The sequence below is a fragment of the Arthrobacter sp. NEB 688 genome (assembly GCF_013201035.1).
GTDB lineage: Bacteria > Actinomycetota > Actinomycetes > Actinomycetales > Dermatophilaceae > Phycicoccus.
Window position 1 is genome coordinate 1,299,541 of sequence record NZ_CP053707.1, and the last position, 15,447, is coordinate 1,314,987.

At 75.3% G+C, this 15,447-nt stretch carries 15 protein-coding genes; 12 read left to right on the top strand and 3 right to left on the bottom strand.

Annotated elements, in window-relative coordinates; translation table 11 throughout:
* Window positions 1-36 precede the first annotated feature (36 nt).
* The 5 genes from HL663_RS06185 to HL663_RS06205 all read left to right on the top strand — a co-directional run bounded on the left by HL663_RS06185 (window position 37) and on the right by HL663_RS06205 (window position 4,706).
* Window positions 37-1,311 (top strand): aspartate kinase, encoded by a 1,275-nt coding sequence (locus tag HL663_RS06185; protein WP_173027541.1) that lies wholly within the window; start codon window positions 37-39, stop codon window positions 1,309-1,311.
* 1 nt (window position 1,312) lies between these two features.
* A complete protein-coding gene (locus HL663_RS06190) occupies window positions 1,313-2,407 on the top strand; it encodes an aspartate-semialdehyde dehydrogenase (RefSeq protein WP_173027542.1) in 1,095 nt (364 codons plus the stop codon).
* The gene (locus HL663_RS06195; protein WP_173027543.1) at window positions 2,404-3,090 is read left to right on the top strand and encodes a YoaK family protein; all 687 of its coding nucleotides are present in this window, start codon (window positions 2,404-2,406) and stop codon (window positions 3,088-3,090) included. The genes HL663_RS06190 and HL663_RS06195 overlap by 4 nt, the downstream gene beginning before the upstream one ends.
* A 169-nt stretch (window positions 3,091-3,259) precedes the next feature.
* Entirely contained in the window at window positions 3,260-4,459 is a 1,200-nt protein-coding gene (locus tag HL663_RS06200) for a pyrophosphate--fructose-6-phosphate 1-phosphotransferase (RefSeq protein WP_173027544.1), read from the top strand.
* A gap of 13 nt (window positions 4,460-4,472) precedes the next feature.
* Window positions 4,473-4,706, top strand: coding sequence for a hypothetical protein (locus tag HL663_RS06205; protein ID WP_173027545.1), 234 nt, complete (start codon window positions 4,473-4,475; stop codon window positions 4,704-4,706).
* Window positions 4,707-4,934: 228 nt separating this feature from the next.
* On the opposite strand, the gene HL663_RS06210 is transcribed toward HL663_RS06205, so the two are convergent.
* A complete protein-coding gene (locus HL663_RS06210; protein WP_173027546.1) occupies window positions 4,935-6,155 on the bottom strand; it encodes a sensor histidine kinase in 1,221 nt (406 codons plus the stop codon).
* A 4-nt stretch (window positions 6,156-6,159) separates the two neighbouring features.
* Window positions 6,160-6,858, bottom strand: a complete 699-nt coding sequence (locus tag HL663_RS06215) for a response regulator transcription factor (protein WP_173027547.1) — start codon at window positions 6,856-6,858, stop codon at window positions 6,160-6,162.
* Window positions 6,859-6,961: 103 nt separating this feature from the next.
* On the opposite strand from HL663_RS06215, the gene HL663_RS06220 reads away from it, so the two are divergent.
* From HL663_RS06220 to HL663_RS06250, 7 genes are all read left to right on the top strand, one after another.
* Window positions 6,962-8,641 (top strand): phospholipase D family protein, encoded by a 1,680-nt coding sequence (locus tag HL663_RS06220; protein ID WP_173027548.1) that lies wholly within the window; start codon window positions 6,962-6,964, stop codon window positions 8,639-8,641.
* Between the two features lie 282 nt (window positions 8,642-8,923).
* Window positions 8,924-10,441, top strand: coding sequence for a hypothetical protein (locus HL663_RS06225; RefSeq protein WP_173027549.1), 1,518 nt, complete (start codon window positions 8,924-8,926; stop codon window positions 10,439-10,441).
* A 71-nt stretch (window positions 10,442-10,512) separates the two neighbouring features.
* Window positions 10,513-11,484, top strand: a complete 972-nt coding sequence (locus HL663_RS06230) for a DUF4397 domain-containing protein (RefSeq protein ID WP_173027550.1) — start codon at window positions 10,513-10,515, stop codon at window positions 11,482-11,484.
* Window positions 11,481-12,227 (top strand): class F sortase, encoded by a 747-nt coding sequence (locus HL663_RS19340; RefSeq protein ID WP_173027551.1) that lies wholly within the window; start codon window positions 11,481-11,483, stop codon window positions 12,225-12,227. Before HL663_RS06230 ends, HL663_RS19340 begins: the two co-directional genes overlap by 4 nt.
* 112 nt (window positions 12,228-12,339) lie before the next feature.
* Window positions 12,340-13,584 carry a carboxylate--amine ligase gene (locus tag HL663_RS06240; protein WP_173027552.1) on the top strand — a complete coding sequence of 415 codons (1,245 nt, stop codon included), beginning with the start codon at window positions 12,340-12,342 and terminating at the stop codon, window positions 13,582-13,584.
* A complete protein-coding gene (gene cuyB, locus HL663_RS06245; RefSeq protein ID WP_173027553.1) occupies window positions 13,581-14,303 on the top strand; it encodes a cysteate racemase in 723 nt (240 codons plus the stop codon). The genes HL663_RS06240 and cuyB overlap by 4 nt, the downstream gene beginning before the upstream one ends.
* 47 nt (window positions 14,304-14,350) lie before the next feature.
* Window positions 14,351-14,656, top strand: a complete 306-nt coding sequence (locus tag HL663_RS06250; RefSeq protein ID WP_173027554.1) for a hypothetical protein — start codon at window positions 14,351-14,353, stop codon at window positions 14,654-14,656.
* Window positions 14,657-14,678: 22 nt separating this feature from the next.
* Here the strand turns inward: HL663_RS06250 and HL663_RS06255 are convergent, their stop codons facing one another.
* Window positions 14,679-15,368: an HNH endonuclease family protein gene (locus HL663_RS06255; protein WP_286175979.1), complete on the bottom strand. Its 690-nt coding sequence runs from the start codon at window positions 15,366-15,368 to the stop codon at window positions 14,679-14,681.
* Between the last annotated feature and the right edge of the window lie 79 nt (window positions 15,369-15,447).

The window sequence follows — 15,447 nt, forward strand, 5'->3', positions numbered from 1 at the left end:
CCCGACCCTGCAGCGCCACGACCCGGGAGTACCACCGTGTCCATCGTCGTCCAGAAGTACGGCGGATCCTCGCTCGCCGACGCCGAGAGCATCAAGCGCGTCGCCCAGCGCATCTCGGAGACGAAGAAGGCGGGCCACGACGTCGTCGTCGCCGTCTCGGCGATGGGTGACACCACCGACGAGCTCCTCGACCTCGCCCAGGACGTCAGCCCGCTGCCGCCCCCGCGCGAGCTCGACATGCTCATGACGGCCGGCGAGCGCATCTCGATGGCCCTCGTCGCGATGGCCATCACCGACCTCGGCCACAGCGCGCGCAGCTTCACCGGCAGCCAGGCCGGCGTCATCACCGACAGCGTGCACGGCAAGGCGAAGATCATCGACGTCACGCCGGGGCGCATCACCGAGGCCCTCGGCAAGGGGCACGTCGTCATCGTCGCCGGGTTCCAGGGCGTCAGCCAGGACACCAAGGAGATCACCACGCTCGGGCGCGGTGGCACGGACACGACGGCGGTCGCGCTCGCCGCGGCCCTCTCGGCCGACGTCTGCGAGATCTACACCGACGTCGACGGCGTCTTCACCGCCGACCCGCGCATCGTCCCGGCCGCCCGCAAGCTCGACCGCATCACGAACGAGGAGATGCTCGAGCTCGCGGCCAGCGGCTCCAAGGTCCTGCACCTGCGCAGCGTCGAGTACGCGCGCCGCTTCGACATCCCGATCCACGTCCGGTCCTCGTTCTCGCAGAAGACCGGCACCGTCGTCTCCGACCAGCCCGCCCCCGAAGGAGTCCCCGTGGAAGCCCCGATCATCGCCGGCGTCGCCCACGACCGCAGCGAGGCCAAGGTCACCGTCGTCGGCGTGCCCGACCGCACGGGCATGGCCGCCAAGATCTTCGAGGCGGTCGCCGCCGCCGAGATCAACATCGACATGATCGTCCAGAACGTCTCCGCGGTGGAGACGGGCCTGACCGACATCTCCTTCACGCTGCCCAAGACCGACGGCAAGACCGCGGTCCAGGCGCTGCAGCGCATCCAGCCCGAGGTCGGCTTCACCCACGTCCAGTACGACGACCAGATCGGCAAGCTGAGCCTCGTCGGCGCCGGGATGCGCTCCAACCCCGGGGTCAGCGCGACCTTCTTCAATGCGCTCGCCGTGGCCGGCGTCAACATCGAGATGATCTCGACCTCGGAGATCCGGATCTCGGTCGTCACCCGCGACGAGCTCCTCGACGACGCCGTGCGCGCCGTCCACACCGCGTTCGGGCTGGACTCCAGCGAGGGCGAAGCCGTCGTCTACGGGGGCTCCGGCCGCTGACGTGCCCTCCTCCGCCTCCTCCCGCACCGGCCGGCGCCCCACCCTCGGGGTCGTCGGCGGCACCGGGGCCGTGGGGCGGGTCGTCCTCCAGGTCCTGCCGATGCACCGGCACGTCTGGGGCGAGGTGCGGGTCGCCGCCGGCGCCGAGGACGTCGGGACGATGCTGCGGGTCGGCGACGAGGAGCTGACCGTCGAGGCGGTGGCGCCGGACTTCTTCGACGGCCTCGACGTCGCGATCTTCGACATCCCGCCGAGCATCGCCCGCGAGTGGGTCGAGCTCGCGGCCTCCCGTGGCGTCGTGTGCATCGACAACAGCACGGTCTTCCGCACCGAGCCCGACGTCCCGCTCGTCGTCCCCGAGGTCAACCCGCGCCGCGTCGCCGACCGGCCGCGCGGCATCATCGCCAACCCCGGCGCCACGGTCATGACGATGATCGACGTCCTCGCCGTGCTGCACAGCGGCTGGGAGCTGACCGAGCTCGTCGTCACGACCTTCCAGGCCGCCTCCGGCCTCGGCCGCGCGGGGATGGCCCGGCTGCGCGACGAGCTCGAGGTCGTCGCCGCCGACCGCGACCTCGGGACCCGCCCGGGCGACGTGCGCCGGCTCGTCGAGCACGAGCTCGGGGTGGCCTCGCCGTTCCCGGCCCCGTTGGCGCTCAACGTCGTCCCCTTCGTCGGGCACCACCAGGGCGCCGGCTGGACCTCCGAGGAGATCAAGGTCCGCGACGAGACCCGCAAGATCCTCGACCTGCCCGACCTGCCCGTCTCCGCCACGTGCGTGCGCGTCCCGGTCGTGTCGTCGCACTCGGTCTCGCTGCACGCGTCGTTCGGCCGCAAGGTCGACGTCGACGCCGCCCGCCAGGCCCTCGTCGAGGCGCCGGCCGTCGTCGTCCTCGACGACCCGGACGAGCCGGAGTTCCCCACGCCCAACGACGTCGTCGGCGCCGATCCGCGCTTCGCGGGGCGCATCCGGCAGGACCCGGGCGCCCCGACGACCCTCGACCTCTTCATCTGTGGCGACAACCTGCGCAAGGGCGCCGCGCTCAACATGGTGCAGACGGCCGAGCTCGTCGCCGCCGACCTCCGGGGCCGGTGACCCCCACCGTCCTGCACCGGGCCGCGCCGACGAGCGTGCGCGACGGGCTCGTCGTCCTGCTCGCGGTGACGAGCGGCGCGACCGACGCCGTCGGCTTCCTCGCCCTCGGCAGCGCGTTCACGAGCGTCATGACCGGCAACATGGTGCTGTTCGGGATGGGGCTGGCCCGCGGCGACGGTGCGGCCCTCGCGCTGACCGCCGTCGCGATCGGCTCCTTCGTCACCGGAGCCGCGCTCGGCGCCCGGATCGCCGGCTCCCCGCGCACCGGTGACCCGGTGTGGCCGAGGCGGATCCGCGCCGCCCTCGGGGTCGAGCTCGCGCTCTTCGCGGTGTTCGCCCTCGCGTGGTGGGGCCTCGGCGCCGCGCCGCCGGAGCCGGCGTTCCTCCCGCTGCTCGCGCTCAACGCGGTGGCGCTCGGCATCCAGAGCAGCGCGATCCAGCGCTTCGGGGTACCGGGCCTGTCGACGACCTACCTGACCGGCACGCTGACGAGCGTCGTCGGCCGGCTCGTCTCCGGGCACGGCCTGCGGGCCGTGGGTCACTCCCTGACGATCCTCGCCGGGCTCGTCGCCGGAGCGGGGCTCGGCGCGACCCTCGTGCGCGTCGCGCCCGCGGCCGTCCCCCTCGTCCAGCTCGTGCCGGTGGGGCTGGTCCTCCTCGGCAGCCGCCTCGTGCGCGCCTGACCGGACGGGTCACGCAGGAGGTCCCACGGCGCCGCAGAGGTCGCGGGAGGGGTGGGAGGTGCCGCGTGCCGGGGGCGGCGTGCCGTCCGCGATGGTGACCGCCGCCACACGCCGGCCCGATCGTTGCCAGAATGGCCGTGCCGCACCGTCCATCGAAGGAGCCCGCACCATGACCGTCCGCACCGTCGCCATGCTCACCGCCGGTGGCCTGGCCCCGTGCCTCTCGTCGGCCGTCGGCGGCCTCATCGAGCGGTACACCGAGGTCGCGCCCGACGTGCGGATCATCGCCTACACGGGGGGCTACACCGGCCTGCTCAAGGGCGAGTACGTCGAGGTGACGCCCGAGGTCCGCGAGAAGGCCCACCTGCTGCACCGCTTCGGTGGCAGCCCGATCGGCAACAGCCGGGTCAAGCTGACCAACGTCGCCGACTGCGTGCGCCGCGGCCTCGTCCAGGAGGGCCAGGACCCGCTGCACGTCGCGGCCGAGCGGCTGACCGCGGACGGCGTCGACGTCCTGCACACGATCGGCGGCGACGACACCAACACGACGGCCGCCGACCTCGCCGCCTACCTCCACGAGAACGGCTACGAGCTGACCGTCGTCGGCCTGCCGAAGACGATCGACAACGACGTCGTCCCGATCCGCCAGAGCCTCGGCGCCTGGACGGCCGCCGAGCAGGGGAGCCGGTTCGCGCAGAACGTCATCGCCGAGCACTCCTCCAACCCGCGGATGCTCATCGTCCACGAGGTGATGGGCCGGCACTGCGGCTGGCTGACCGCCGCCACGGCCGCCGAGTACCACCGCTGGGTCGGCGAGCAGGAGTACGTGCCGGCCATCGGCAACGACCCGCGCGCCTGGGACGTGCACGCCGTCTTCGTGCCCGAGCGCCACATCGACATCGAGGCCGAGGGCGCGCGCCTGCGCGCGGTCATGGACGAGGTCGGCTGCGTCAACATCTTCCTGTCCGAGGGCGCCGGCGTCGAGGAGGTCGTCGCGCAGCTCGAGGCGAGCGGCCAGGAGGTCCCGCGCGACCCGTTCGGCCACGTCCAGCTCGACAAGGTCAACCCCGGCGCCTGGTTCGCCAAGCAGTTCGCCGAGGTCCTCGGCGCCGAGAAGACGATGGTCCAGAAGTCCGGCTACTTCTCCCGCTCGGCCCCGGCGAACGAGCGCGACCTCGCCCTCATCAAGGAGTGCACCGACCTCGCGGTCGACGCGGCGCTGCGCGGCGAGCCGGGCGTCATCGGGCACGACGAGGAGCGCGGCGACGAGCTGCGTCCGGTCGAGTTCCCGCGCATCCGCGGTGGCAAGGCCTTCGACCCGAGCGTCCCGTGGTTCACCGAGCTGCTGGAGTCCCTCGGCCAGGCGTGAGCCGGCCGCGACGATGAGGGAGACGACGGGGTTCATCGACGGCTGGTGGGTGGCCGTCGTCATCTACGCCGCCCTCCTGCTCGGGCAGCGGCTCTACCGCGCCCGGCGCTGGGTGCCGCCGGAGTGGCCGGACGCCGACTACGGCTGGAAGGTGACCCACCTGTTCTGGGTGCCCTTCCACGTCCTCGACGTCGTCTTCGGCGTGCCGCTGCTGTTCGCGGTGTTCATCGCCTTCTTCGCCATCTGACCGCCGCCACGACGCACGGGTGGGCCCACGGACGTGCGGTCCGTGGGCCCACCAGGCGTCACCGGGGCGCATGCGCTCGCCCGTGTGATGTGCGTGCACCGTCCCCTGCGACGGCCACGCGCCCAGCCTTCCCCATCCCGTCCGCCCTGTCGGTAGGGCCGACCCCCGACTCCCGGGTGGTGCTGGCACCACCCCCGCCACCGACGCCGCACCGGCACCGCCCCGGCGTCAGTGCGGCTGGGAGCGGGGCGCGAAGGAGCCCACCACCGAGGTGCCGACCCCGGGCACGGAGACGACGTCGAGCACGCCTCCGGCGGACTGGATCCGGTCGCGCATCCCGGTGAGCCCGGAGGCGTCGGCCCGCGCGGCGGTGTCGAAGCCGACCCCGTCGTCCGACACCGAGAAGTGCAGCCCCTGCTCGTCCTCCACGCTCACGGTGATGAGCGATCCGCCCGAGTGCCGGTCGGCGTTCTGCATCGCCTCGAGGCAGCAGAAGTAGACGGCGGCCTCGACCTCCGGCGCCGGCCGCCCGCCGAGCAGCGCGACCTCCACCGCGCACGGCAGCGTCGTGCGCCGCGCCGCCGCGGGCAGGGCGCCGGCGAGACCGCGCTCGGCGAGCAGCGGCGGGTAGATGCCGTGCGCGAGGTCGCGCAGCTCGCGGATGGCCTCGGCGAGCTGCTCCTGGAGGCCGTCGACGAGCACCCGGGCCTGCTCCGGGTCGCGGTCGACGACGCGCCCGAGCCGGCCGAGGTCGACGGCCAGGGTGGTGAGGCGCTGCTGGGCGCCGTCGTGCAGGTCCCGCTCGATCTCGCGCCGGGCCTCGATGGAGGCGCCGGCCAGGCGGGCGCGCGAGTCCTCGAGCTCGTCACGGCTGCGGGCCAGGCGCAGCACCGCGTCGCGGATGCCGAGGACGAGCACGGCGGCGACGACGACCGTGAAGAACCCGACGAGCGCCGGCGTCATCGGCAGGTCGGGGTGGTCGGCCTGCCACGCGGGGCGCCGCCACTCGCCGAGGGCGACGAGCGCGCCGGTCAGCCCGATCGTCGCCGTGAGCAGCGCCGTGCGCAGCCGGATCCCGAGGGCGTCGGTGAGGATGAGCGAGGGGACGTGGAGGACCAGGAGCGCGACCGGCGTCGTGAACGGGGTCGCCCAGGCGAGGGAGAAGGCGACGAACCAGGTCGCGACGATGGCGGTCGCCGCCGCGCCGCGCAGCCGCCCGCCCCGCGCCAGCCCGAGGGCGACGCCGTACGCGACACCCGCCAGCACGAGCGCGGCGATGTTCTGCCGCAACGAGACCGAGCTCCCGATGGCCCGGTCGAGCACGGTGAGGAAGACGACCGAGAGCCAGATGGCCCCGAGGTTGAGCACGAGGTAGGCCCGCACCCGGGCCTCGGTCGAGCCGTCGGGACCGGGTCCGCGCACCCACGACGGGAGCCGCACCCGTGCCACGGGGTCAGCCCCTCGCCGGCCGCGGGCCGCTCCCGGCGGCGCCGCTCTCGGCGAGGTAGAGCAGCACCGCCTTGACCCGCCGGTGCAGCGCCTCGCCCTCGGGCAGGTCGAGCTTGCTGAAGATCGAGTTGATGTGCTTCTCGACCGCCCGGGAGGTGACGTGCAGGCGCCCCGCGATGGCGGAGTTCGACGCCCCGGTCGCGATGAGCCCGAGCACCTCCCGCTCGCGGGCGGTCAGCCGCGCCACGGGTCCCTCGAACCGCATCCGGTGCTGCATGAGGGCGTCGACGACGTGGGGGTCGATGACGCTCTCGCCGCGCCGGACCGCCGTGAGCGCCGCGACGAGCTGGTCGACGTCCGACACCCGCTCCTTGAGGAGGTAGGCCCGCCCCCGGCTGCCCCCCGACACGAGCGACAGCGCGCCGTCGGCGTCCGCGTGCTGCGAGAGGACGACGACGCCCAGGTCGGGGTCGCTCGAGCGGAACGCCGCGGCCGCCCGGATGCCCTCGTCGGTGTGCGTCGGCGGCATCCGGATGTCGGTGAGGACGGCGTCGGGTCGCTCGTGGGCGACGGCCGCCAGCAGCTCGTCGAGGTCCCCGGTCTCGACGACGGACGCGACGGCGTCGTGCTCGGTGAGCAGCGCCGCGAGACCCCGACGCAGCAGCGCGTTGTCCTCGGCGAGCACCACCCGCATCCCGGCCATGACCGCATCGTAGGTGCGCGCCGCGGGTGGGATCGGGAGGTCCGTGACGCGGACCACGACCCACCCCTCCCGCGGGGGCCGCGCATCCGACAGGATGGGGCCGATGCTCTCCGACGTGTTCCTCCTGCCGCAGGAGCGTGGCAACCCGCACACCCGGGTCGATGCGCGCCACCCCGACGACGTCGCGTGGAGCACCGGCAACCACGTGCGCCCGATCGCGCACGGCGCCGCGTACTTCGCCGAGCTCCACGAGCGGATCACCGCGCTCGGGCCCGGCGACCTCCTCCTCTTCGCGGACTGGCGCGGCGACCCGGACGAGCAGCTGACCGACGACCCCGCCTCGACCCTCAGCGCCACCCTGACCGGCGCGGCCCGGCGCGGGGCGACCGTCCGCGGCCTGCTGTGGCGCTCGCACTGGCGCAAGTTCGGCTTCCACTCCGAGAAGTCGCGGCTGCTCGGCCTCGAGATCAACGAGGCCGGCGGGCAGTGCCTGCGCGACATGCGGGTGGCGCCCGGCGGCTCGCACCACCAGAAGCTCGTCGTCCTGCGCCACGGGGACGACCCCTCCCGCGACGTCGCCTACGTCGGCGGCATCGACCTGTGCCACAGCCGACGCGACACCGCCGACCACGACGGCGACCCGCAGCCCATCGCGATGCCCCAGGTGTTCGGCCCGCGGCCGGCCTGGCACGACGTGCACGCGGCGCTGACCGGGCCCGCGGTGCACGACGTCGAGACGACCTTCCGCGAGCGCTGGGAGGACTCGACGCCGCTGACGAGCAACCCCGGCCGCTTCGCCTCGAGCCGCCTCCAGGGCGAGGACCTCGACCCGGGGCCGCTGCCGGAGCAGGCCCCGCCCCCGCCGCCGGTCGAGGGCGGGCACGAGGCGGTCCAGGTGCTGCGCACCTACCCCGAGCTGCTCACCCAGGGCTTCGACTTCGCGCCGAAGGGGGAGCGGAGCATCGCCGCGGCCAACGCCAAGGCCGTGCGCTCGGCCCGGCGGCTGGTCTACCTCGAGGACCAGTACCTCTGGTCGGAGGAGGTCGGCCGGCACTTCGGGGAGGCCCTGCGCGAGCAGCCGGACCTCCACCTCGTCGCGGTCATCCCCATCGTCCCCGACATGGACGGCGCGCTGACCCTCGCCGCGCAGCTGCACGGTCGCCGCCTCGCGATGGACCTCCTCCTCGACGCCGCGCCCGACCGGGTCGCGCTCTACGGCCTGACGAGCCCCGCGGGCTACCCGGTCTACGTGCACTCGAAGGTCTGCATCGTCGACGACGTGTGGGCCAGCGTCGGCTCGGACAACTTCAACCGCCGCTCGTGGACCAACGACTCCGAGCTCTCGCTCGGCATCCAGGACGACCGCCCGCGCGGGGACGACGGCGCCCCCCGGGACGCGTTCGCGCGCCGGCTGCGGCGCGAGCTCGTCGGCGAGCACGTCGGCCTGCCCGCCGACGAGGTCCCGGACGACCCGATGGAGGTCTGGGAGCTCATGGCCCGCACGGCCGACGCCCTCGACGCCTGGTACGGGGACGCCGGGCCCTCGCGCGGCCGGGTGCACGTGCCGCGGCCCAAGGCACCGCTCAAGGGCACGGCCGTGCGCTGGCGCCGACGCGGCCGCCCCGCCATCGGGGTGGCCGGCGTCCCGCGGCCGGCCGGTCGGCTGCGTCGCATCGGCCCCCCGGAGCTGCGCGGGTGGCAGAACCTCGTGGCCCCGCGCCTCTACGACGTCTTCGACCCCAACGGGACGATCGGGCTGACGAACGGCCTCGAGCAGGCCTGACCCGCGGTCGGACGCGACCCGCCGCCGGGGATCCTGCCGGATGCCCCGGCAGCTGCGTGCGCATCGCGCAGGAACCCCGGCCGCGCCCTCGCCGCACGACGACCGCGCGGGCGCAGCGTCCCGACGGGCCCGGCACGACCGGCCCTGACCTGCGAGGTCGTGGGTCCGGGGGTCTTCCCACGACGGGGGTCGCCGGGTTACGGTCATCGAGGTTCGGCGCGGCAGGGGCGCCACGGCCACCTGCCCGACCCTGCCGTCCGCCGTGCCCGGGAGGAGGCGGGGATGGCCGATGACACGCGCCCCGGGGCGGCCGGCGAGGTGCTGGTGCTCGCTCCCGCGCTCCTCGCCGCCACCGTGCTGCGCGAGGTCGGGCCCCCCGCCCGCGGCGACGTGCGGGACGACCTCGCGAGCGCGCTCGTCCTCCTGCTGGGCCTCGCGCTCTGGGTCCTCGCCCGGCGGCTGGACCTGCCCCGGTGGGCGGCCACGGTGGTCGTCGTCCTCGTCCCCCTCTGCCCGCCCGTCGCGTCGGCGGCCGCGCGCGGCGAGACGCTCCCGCTCCTCGCCGCCGTGCTCCTCGTCGGTGGTCTCGGCCTGCTCGTCGTGCGGCCCGCGCACCCGGCCGGGCTCGTCGCCGCCGCCGTGACGGTCGCCGCCGCGGCGGTCCTCGAGCCGGTCCTCCTCGTCGCGCTCGCGGGACCGGCCCTGGCCCTGGCCGTCGAGGGAGGACGGTCCGCGCCGGACGCCGCGCCCCGCCGGGCGGCGCTGATCGCCACGGGCGCCGCCGCGCTCGGCGCCGGGGTGCGTCTCGCCGAGGTCGGCGGGCCGGCCACCCCCGACCCGCTCGACGTGGGGCTGCTCGCGACCCTCCTCGCGCTGCTCGCGGTGGCCGGGGGCCTGCTGCTGCGGCGGGTCCGCGCGCTCGCCACCACGGGTGTCGCCCTCGTCGTCGCGCTCGCCCTCCCCGGGCCGGTGCCCGCGGCGCTCGCCGTCGTCGCCGCCGTCGTGCTCCTCACCCTCGCGCTCGCCGTGGCCGACGGCTTCGTCCGCTACGCGCCCACCCGGCTCGCGGGGCACGACGTGCGCCGCCCCCTGCTCACGGCCGCGGTCGTCGCGGCGGTCGCGGCGGTCGTGGCCGTCGTCCCCGGCTGGGCGTCGCGGCTCGTCCCGGCCGGCACGGTCGCCGCCGCCGGCCCCGTCGCGTCGGCCCGGCCGGACGCGACGGGCGCGTCCACCCCGGCCCCGACACCCACCGCCGCTCCCTCGGTCGTCGCCACCTCTCCGACGCCCGCGCCGACCGTCACGCCGGAGGCCTCCGTGACGGCGCAGCCGCCCGCGACGACCACGGCCCCGACCCCGACCGACACCGGATCCCCGGTGACCCCGACCACCGCACCGGAGCTCCCGCCGGCACCCGCCGCCGACGCCCTGCTCGCCCGCGCCGGTGCGCAGCTGGCGGCCAACCCGGCGGTCCGGCTCAGCGGGGCGGCGCGGGCCGACCTCGAGGCCGGCCGCGTCGACCCCCGCGTGCTCGCCACCCTCGCGACCGTCGCGGGGACGCAGTCCGTCCAGGTCGACGCCTTCCCGCCCGCCGACGCCGCGGACACCGGGCTCCTGCGGGCGGTGCGCATCAGCGCGCTCGCCGGGGCGCCGGCCACCCGGGACGCCGGCGCGACCGCCGACCTCCTCGCCGTCCTCGACGCCCAGAGCCCCGAGTTCCACCCGCTCGTCGACTACGAGCGAGCCGCCGCCGTCGACGGCGGTCCCACCGTCCTGCTCACCTTCCCGCGGGAGGACGCATGACCTCCCGCCCGCAGTCCCCGTCACCGACCGGCCGCCCCCCGTGCGGGCGGCGCCGACCCGAGAGGACCACCATGTCTCGACGCCCCACGGGTCGGCCCCGGTCCCCGTTCCCCGCCGCGCTCCTCGCCGTGCTCGTCACCGTCCTCGCCGTCGTCGCGGCGGCCCCGGGTGCGGCCGCCGCCGGGCGGCATCTCCCGGCGGCGACGTCGACCGCCTGGGTCCGCGCCGCGCACCTCGTCCCCGGCGTGGGGACGATGACGATCCGCCTCGTGCCCTTCGCCGGGTCCGCGCTCTCGGACGTGCCGAGCGGCAGCGTGCCGGAGGCCGTCGCCGAGGGCCAGACCCGGGTCCTCGAGCCCGCGGTCGGTTACGGCGGCATCGGGGACTACCGCCAGGTGCCGGCCGGCGTCTACGCCGTGACGATCCGGCCGGTGGGCTCGGGCACGAGCGGGCCGCCGGTGCTCACCGGGACCTTCGAGGCGCGCCCCGGCGAGGCCGTCACGCTCGCGGCCCTCGGTGGCACGAAGAAGGACCCGCGCGTCGAGATCATCACCGACAGCCCCGCCAGCCCGGCCTCCGGCACGGCCCGGGTGCGCCTCCTGCCCGCCCTCCCGCAGGTCTCGGCGATCTCGGTGCGCGCGGACGGCGGCCCGGTCATCGCGCGGGACGCGGCCTACGGGCAGCCGACCGCCTACCGCACGGTGCCCGCCGGGACGTGGGACCTCACCCTCACGACGACCGGCGGGACCGCGGACATCACGCCGCTCGACTCCACCGTCGACGTCGGCGGCGGGGGCGCGTACACCGTCTTCGTCCTCGGCGACGGCGACGGCGGCGTCGTCCTCAAGCCGGTCTCGGACGCGATGGGCGCGAGCGCGACCCCGGTCGACGGCGTGCAGACCGGCTTCGGCGGCGTGGCCAGCCGGCCGGGCGACACCGCCGTCCGCGCCGGCCTGACCGTCGGGGCCATCGGCACGAGCATCCTCCTCCTGCTCACCGTCGTCGGCCGGCGCCGCCGCCCCCGCCCGGGGCCGGCCTGGTGAAGCCCCTCGCGGTCCGCCTCCTCGGCGGCGCCGCGGCCCTCGCCGCCGTCGGCGGCCTCGCGGTCGCGGCGCTCGCCGCGACCCGTGACGAGCCCGCCCGGACGGCCGGCCCCGTCGTGGCGAGCGCCCTGCCGACGGCCGGCCCCTCGCCGACCGCCCCGGCCACGGTCGCCGGACCCGGCGGGTTCGCCCAGCTCGCACCGGACGCCTGGCCGAGCCCGGACGTGCCGGACTCCGTCGCGGTCACCCGTCGCGGACCCAACGACGCCTCGCTGCCCGCGCGGGCGACGGGGGGCTCCGCGGCGACGGGGGACCGGCCGGCGCGGGTGCGCATCCCGTCGATCGGGGTCGACTCGCGCCTCGTCGACCTCGGGATCGCCCCGGACGGGACGATGGAGGTGCCGCGCGACCCCGCGCTCGCCGGCTGGCTGACCGCGGCCGCCGCACCGGGGCAGCGCGGGCCGGCGGTCATCGCCGGGCACGTCGACACCCACACAGGCCCGGCGGTGTTCGTCCGGCTGCGCGAGCTACGGCCGGGGGACGACGTCGAGGTCGTCCAGCGCGACGGGGACGTCGTGCGGTTCACCGTCCGCTCGTCGGTGCAGGTGGCCAAGGACGACTTCCCGACCGAGGCGGTCTACGGGCCGCAGCCCGGCCCGGTCCTGCGCCTGGTCACCTGCAGCGGCGAGATCGACCCCGCCACCGGCCACTACACCGACAACACGGTCGTCTTCGCCTCCTGAGCCCGGCGGCGGGCCCGGCGCCCCGGCTCGCGCGCCGCGATTCGGCCCGGCCCGGCCGATGGGGGATCATGGGTGGCCGAGCCAGCCGCCCCCTGCCGCGAAGGACCCCCGCGTGCCTCCTGCCGCTCCCGCCACCGACTTCCGCCCCGTCATCCTCGGTGGCGACATCACCGCCTACACGCTCGTGCGGACCTTCCACGCCGCCTACGGCGTCCGGCCGCTCGTCGTCAACATGAGCGAGGGCGGCCCGGTCGCCCTCTCGACGCTCTGCGACCACGAGTACGTCGCGGGCTTCGAGGAGGCCGACACCTTCGTCCGCGAGCTCGAGCGCGTGGGCCGCGAGCACGGGGGCGAGGGCCGCCCGCCGCTGCTGCTCGTCGCCGCCGGTGACTGGTACGTGCGGATGATCATCGAGCACAAGGACCGGCTCTCGGCCTGGTTCACCATCCCGTACATCGACCTGGACCTGCTCGACCGGATCGTCCGCAAGGACGTCTTCTACGGGATCCTCGACGAGGTCGGCGTCCCGCACCCCGCGACGATCGTCGTCGACTGCTCGGGCGAGCACGGCGAGGAGCGCGACCTGCCGTGGCAGTTCCCCGTCGTCGCCAAGCCGGCCGACAGCGCGCTGTACCACTACGCGAGCTTCGAGGGGAAGAAGAAGGTCTACGTCTGCGACACCCCCGAGGAGCTCGCCGACACCCTGCGGCGGGTCCGGGCCAGCAGCTACGACGGCAACTTCCTCCTCCAGGACTTCGTCCCCGGCGACGACACGAACATGCGGGTGCTCACCTGCTACTCCGACCGCGACGGCAAGGTCGTCTTCGGCTCGGTCGGGCACGTCCTCCTCGAGGAGCACCACCCGCTCGCCATCGGCAACCCCTGCGTCATCATCACGACCGAGATCGACGAGGTCGTCGAGCAGGCCAAGCGCTTCCTCGAGCACATCGGGTACGTCGGGTTCAGCAACTTCGACCTCAAGTACGACCGGCGCGACGGCACGTACAAGTTCTTCGAGATCAACGTCCGCCTCGGGCGCTCGAACTTCTACGTGACGGCCGGCGGGAACAACGTCTCGGAGTGGTACGTCCGCGACTGGGTGCGCCACGAGCCGATGGAGGGGCTGACGATCGCCCGCGGCGAGCACCTCTTCGCGTTCGTGCCGAAGCACGTCGTCAAGCACTACGTCCTCGACGAGGCCCTGCGCGACAAGGCGCTCGGGCTCATGCGCTCGGGCCGGGCGAGCGACCCCAACGTCTACGCGCCCGACCTCACCCTCAAGCGCCGCGCGTACAACCTCGCGTACCACGTCAACCAGGTGCGCAAGTTCCGCGAGCACTTCACGGACCGCCGATGACCGGCGCCGCGGTCCCCGGGCAGCCGGGCGGGGTGCTCGGCGGGCTCGGGCCGGCCGCCACCGTCCACTTCCTGCGCCGCGTCGTCGAGCTGACCGACGCGCACCGCGACCAGGACCACGTCGACCTGCTCGTCTGGCAGCACGGCTCGATCCCCGACCGCACCGGTTTCCTCCGCGGCGAGAACGAGAGCCCCGAGCCCGCGCTCGTCGCCGACGTGCAGGCCCTCGAGCGGGCGGGCGCCACGTTCGTGGCCGTCCCGTGCAACACCGCGATCGTCTGGGTCGAGCAGATGCGCGCCGCCGTCGGCATCGAGGTCCTCGACACCGTCGACGAGACGGTCGCCGCAGCGCGCGAGGCCGTCCCCGGCCTGCGGCGGCTCGGCGTCCTCGCCACCGACGGCACGCTCTCGGCCGGCACCTACGCCCGCTCCGCCGAGCGCGCCGGCATCGAGCTCGTACTCCCTGACCCCGAGCACCAGCGCGAGACGATGAGCGTCATCTACGACGGCGTCAAGGCCGGGAACCCGGTCCCGCGCAGCCGCTTCGACGCGCTCGTCGAGCACCTGCGGGCCCAGGGCGCCGAGGCCGTCGCCCTCGGCTGCACCGAGCTGTCGGTGCTGCGGGGCGACCTCGGGGTCGAGGACCCGCTCGTCGTCGACTCCATCGACGCGGTGGCCGTGGCGACCATCCGGCGGGCCGGCGCGCGGCTGCGCGCCTGAGCACTGCTCCTCAGGCGGCCCCGCCCGGGCCGTGGCACGGTGGACGGGTGCTGCGATCCCTCCGTCCGTACCTCGTCGTGCTCGGCGTCCTCTGGCTGCTGCCGACGGTGCTCGTCGCGGGGCTCCACTTCTCGCTGCCCGACCACAACGCCGGCGGCCAGTGCGAGGGTATCGGGTGGGGGTGCACGCTCCCGCCGGCCGAGGGCGTCCTGCTCCTCGGGATGATGGCCTCGCCGTTCCTGCTCGCGGCGGGGATGCTCGGCTGCGCGGTCGTCGCCCTCGTCCGGGCCCGACGCCGCCGGGTCGCCGCCGGGCCGCGGTCACCTCGTCGCGCCGGGGTCACCTCGCCCTGACGGCGTCCCTCCGCCCGGCCGGTCAGCAGTCGGCGTCGAGCATCCCCGTGAGGGCCGTCTTCTCGCGGCTGTCGACCTCGAGGTCGTACTTGTACTTGACCTCGATCCACGAGCGGGCGTACTCGCAGCGCCAGCCGCTCGCCGAGGGCTGCCACTCGGCCGGGTCCTGGTCGGACTTGCTGCGGTTGCTCGAGGCCGAGACGGCGATGAGCTGGGGGATGGCCAGGTCGTTGGCGAACGCCTTGCGCTGCGCGTCGGTCCAGAGGTTGGCGCCGGAGCCCCAGGCCTCGGCGAGCGGCACCACGTGGTCGATGTCGAGGTCGGAGCCGCTGGTGAACGTCGTGTCGTCGTAGACGCTGCGCCACGTGCCGGAGGTCGCGCGGCACGAGGAGTCGGTGCTCACGCCCGAGCCGTCGCGCTTCAGCACGGTCTCCCGGGTGTCGCACGTGCCGCTGATCGTCACCCAGTGGGTGAAGGCGGTGCGGTCGTAGCCGACGTTGTCCTCGTAGCCGACGTGCAGCCCGGCCAGCTGGTCGCGGGCGTCGGCGACGCTCGGGGGCGCCGGGGGCAGCGCCTGGGCGGCGCTCGCGGCGGCCGGCGCGCCGAGCGCGACGAGGAGCAGGGCCGCGGCGGCCCGGCGCAGCCCGCGGGAGGGGCGGCCGAGGCGGTGGGGGCGGCGGGTGGACGGGGCGGCGGAGGTCGGGGTGCTCACGGGAGAACAGCCTGCTCGGCCGGGGTCAGCCCCGGCCCAAGCGTGCCCCGGCATCCGGTACGCGTCCGGTCAGGCGCGT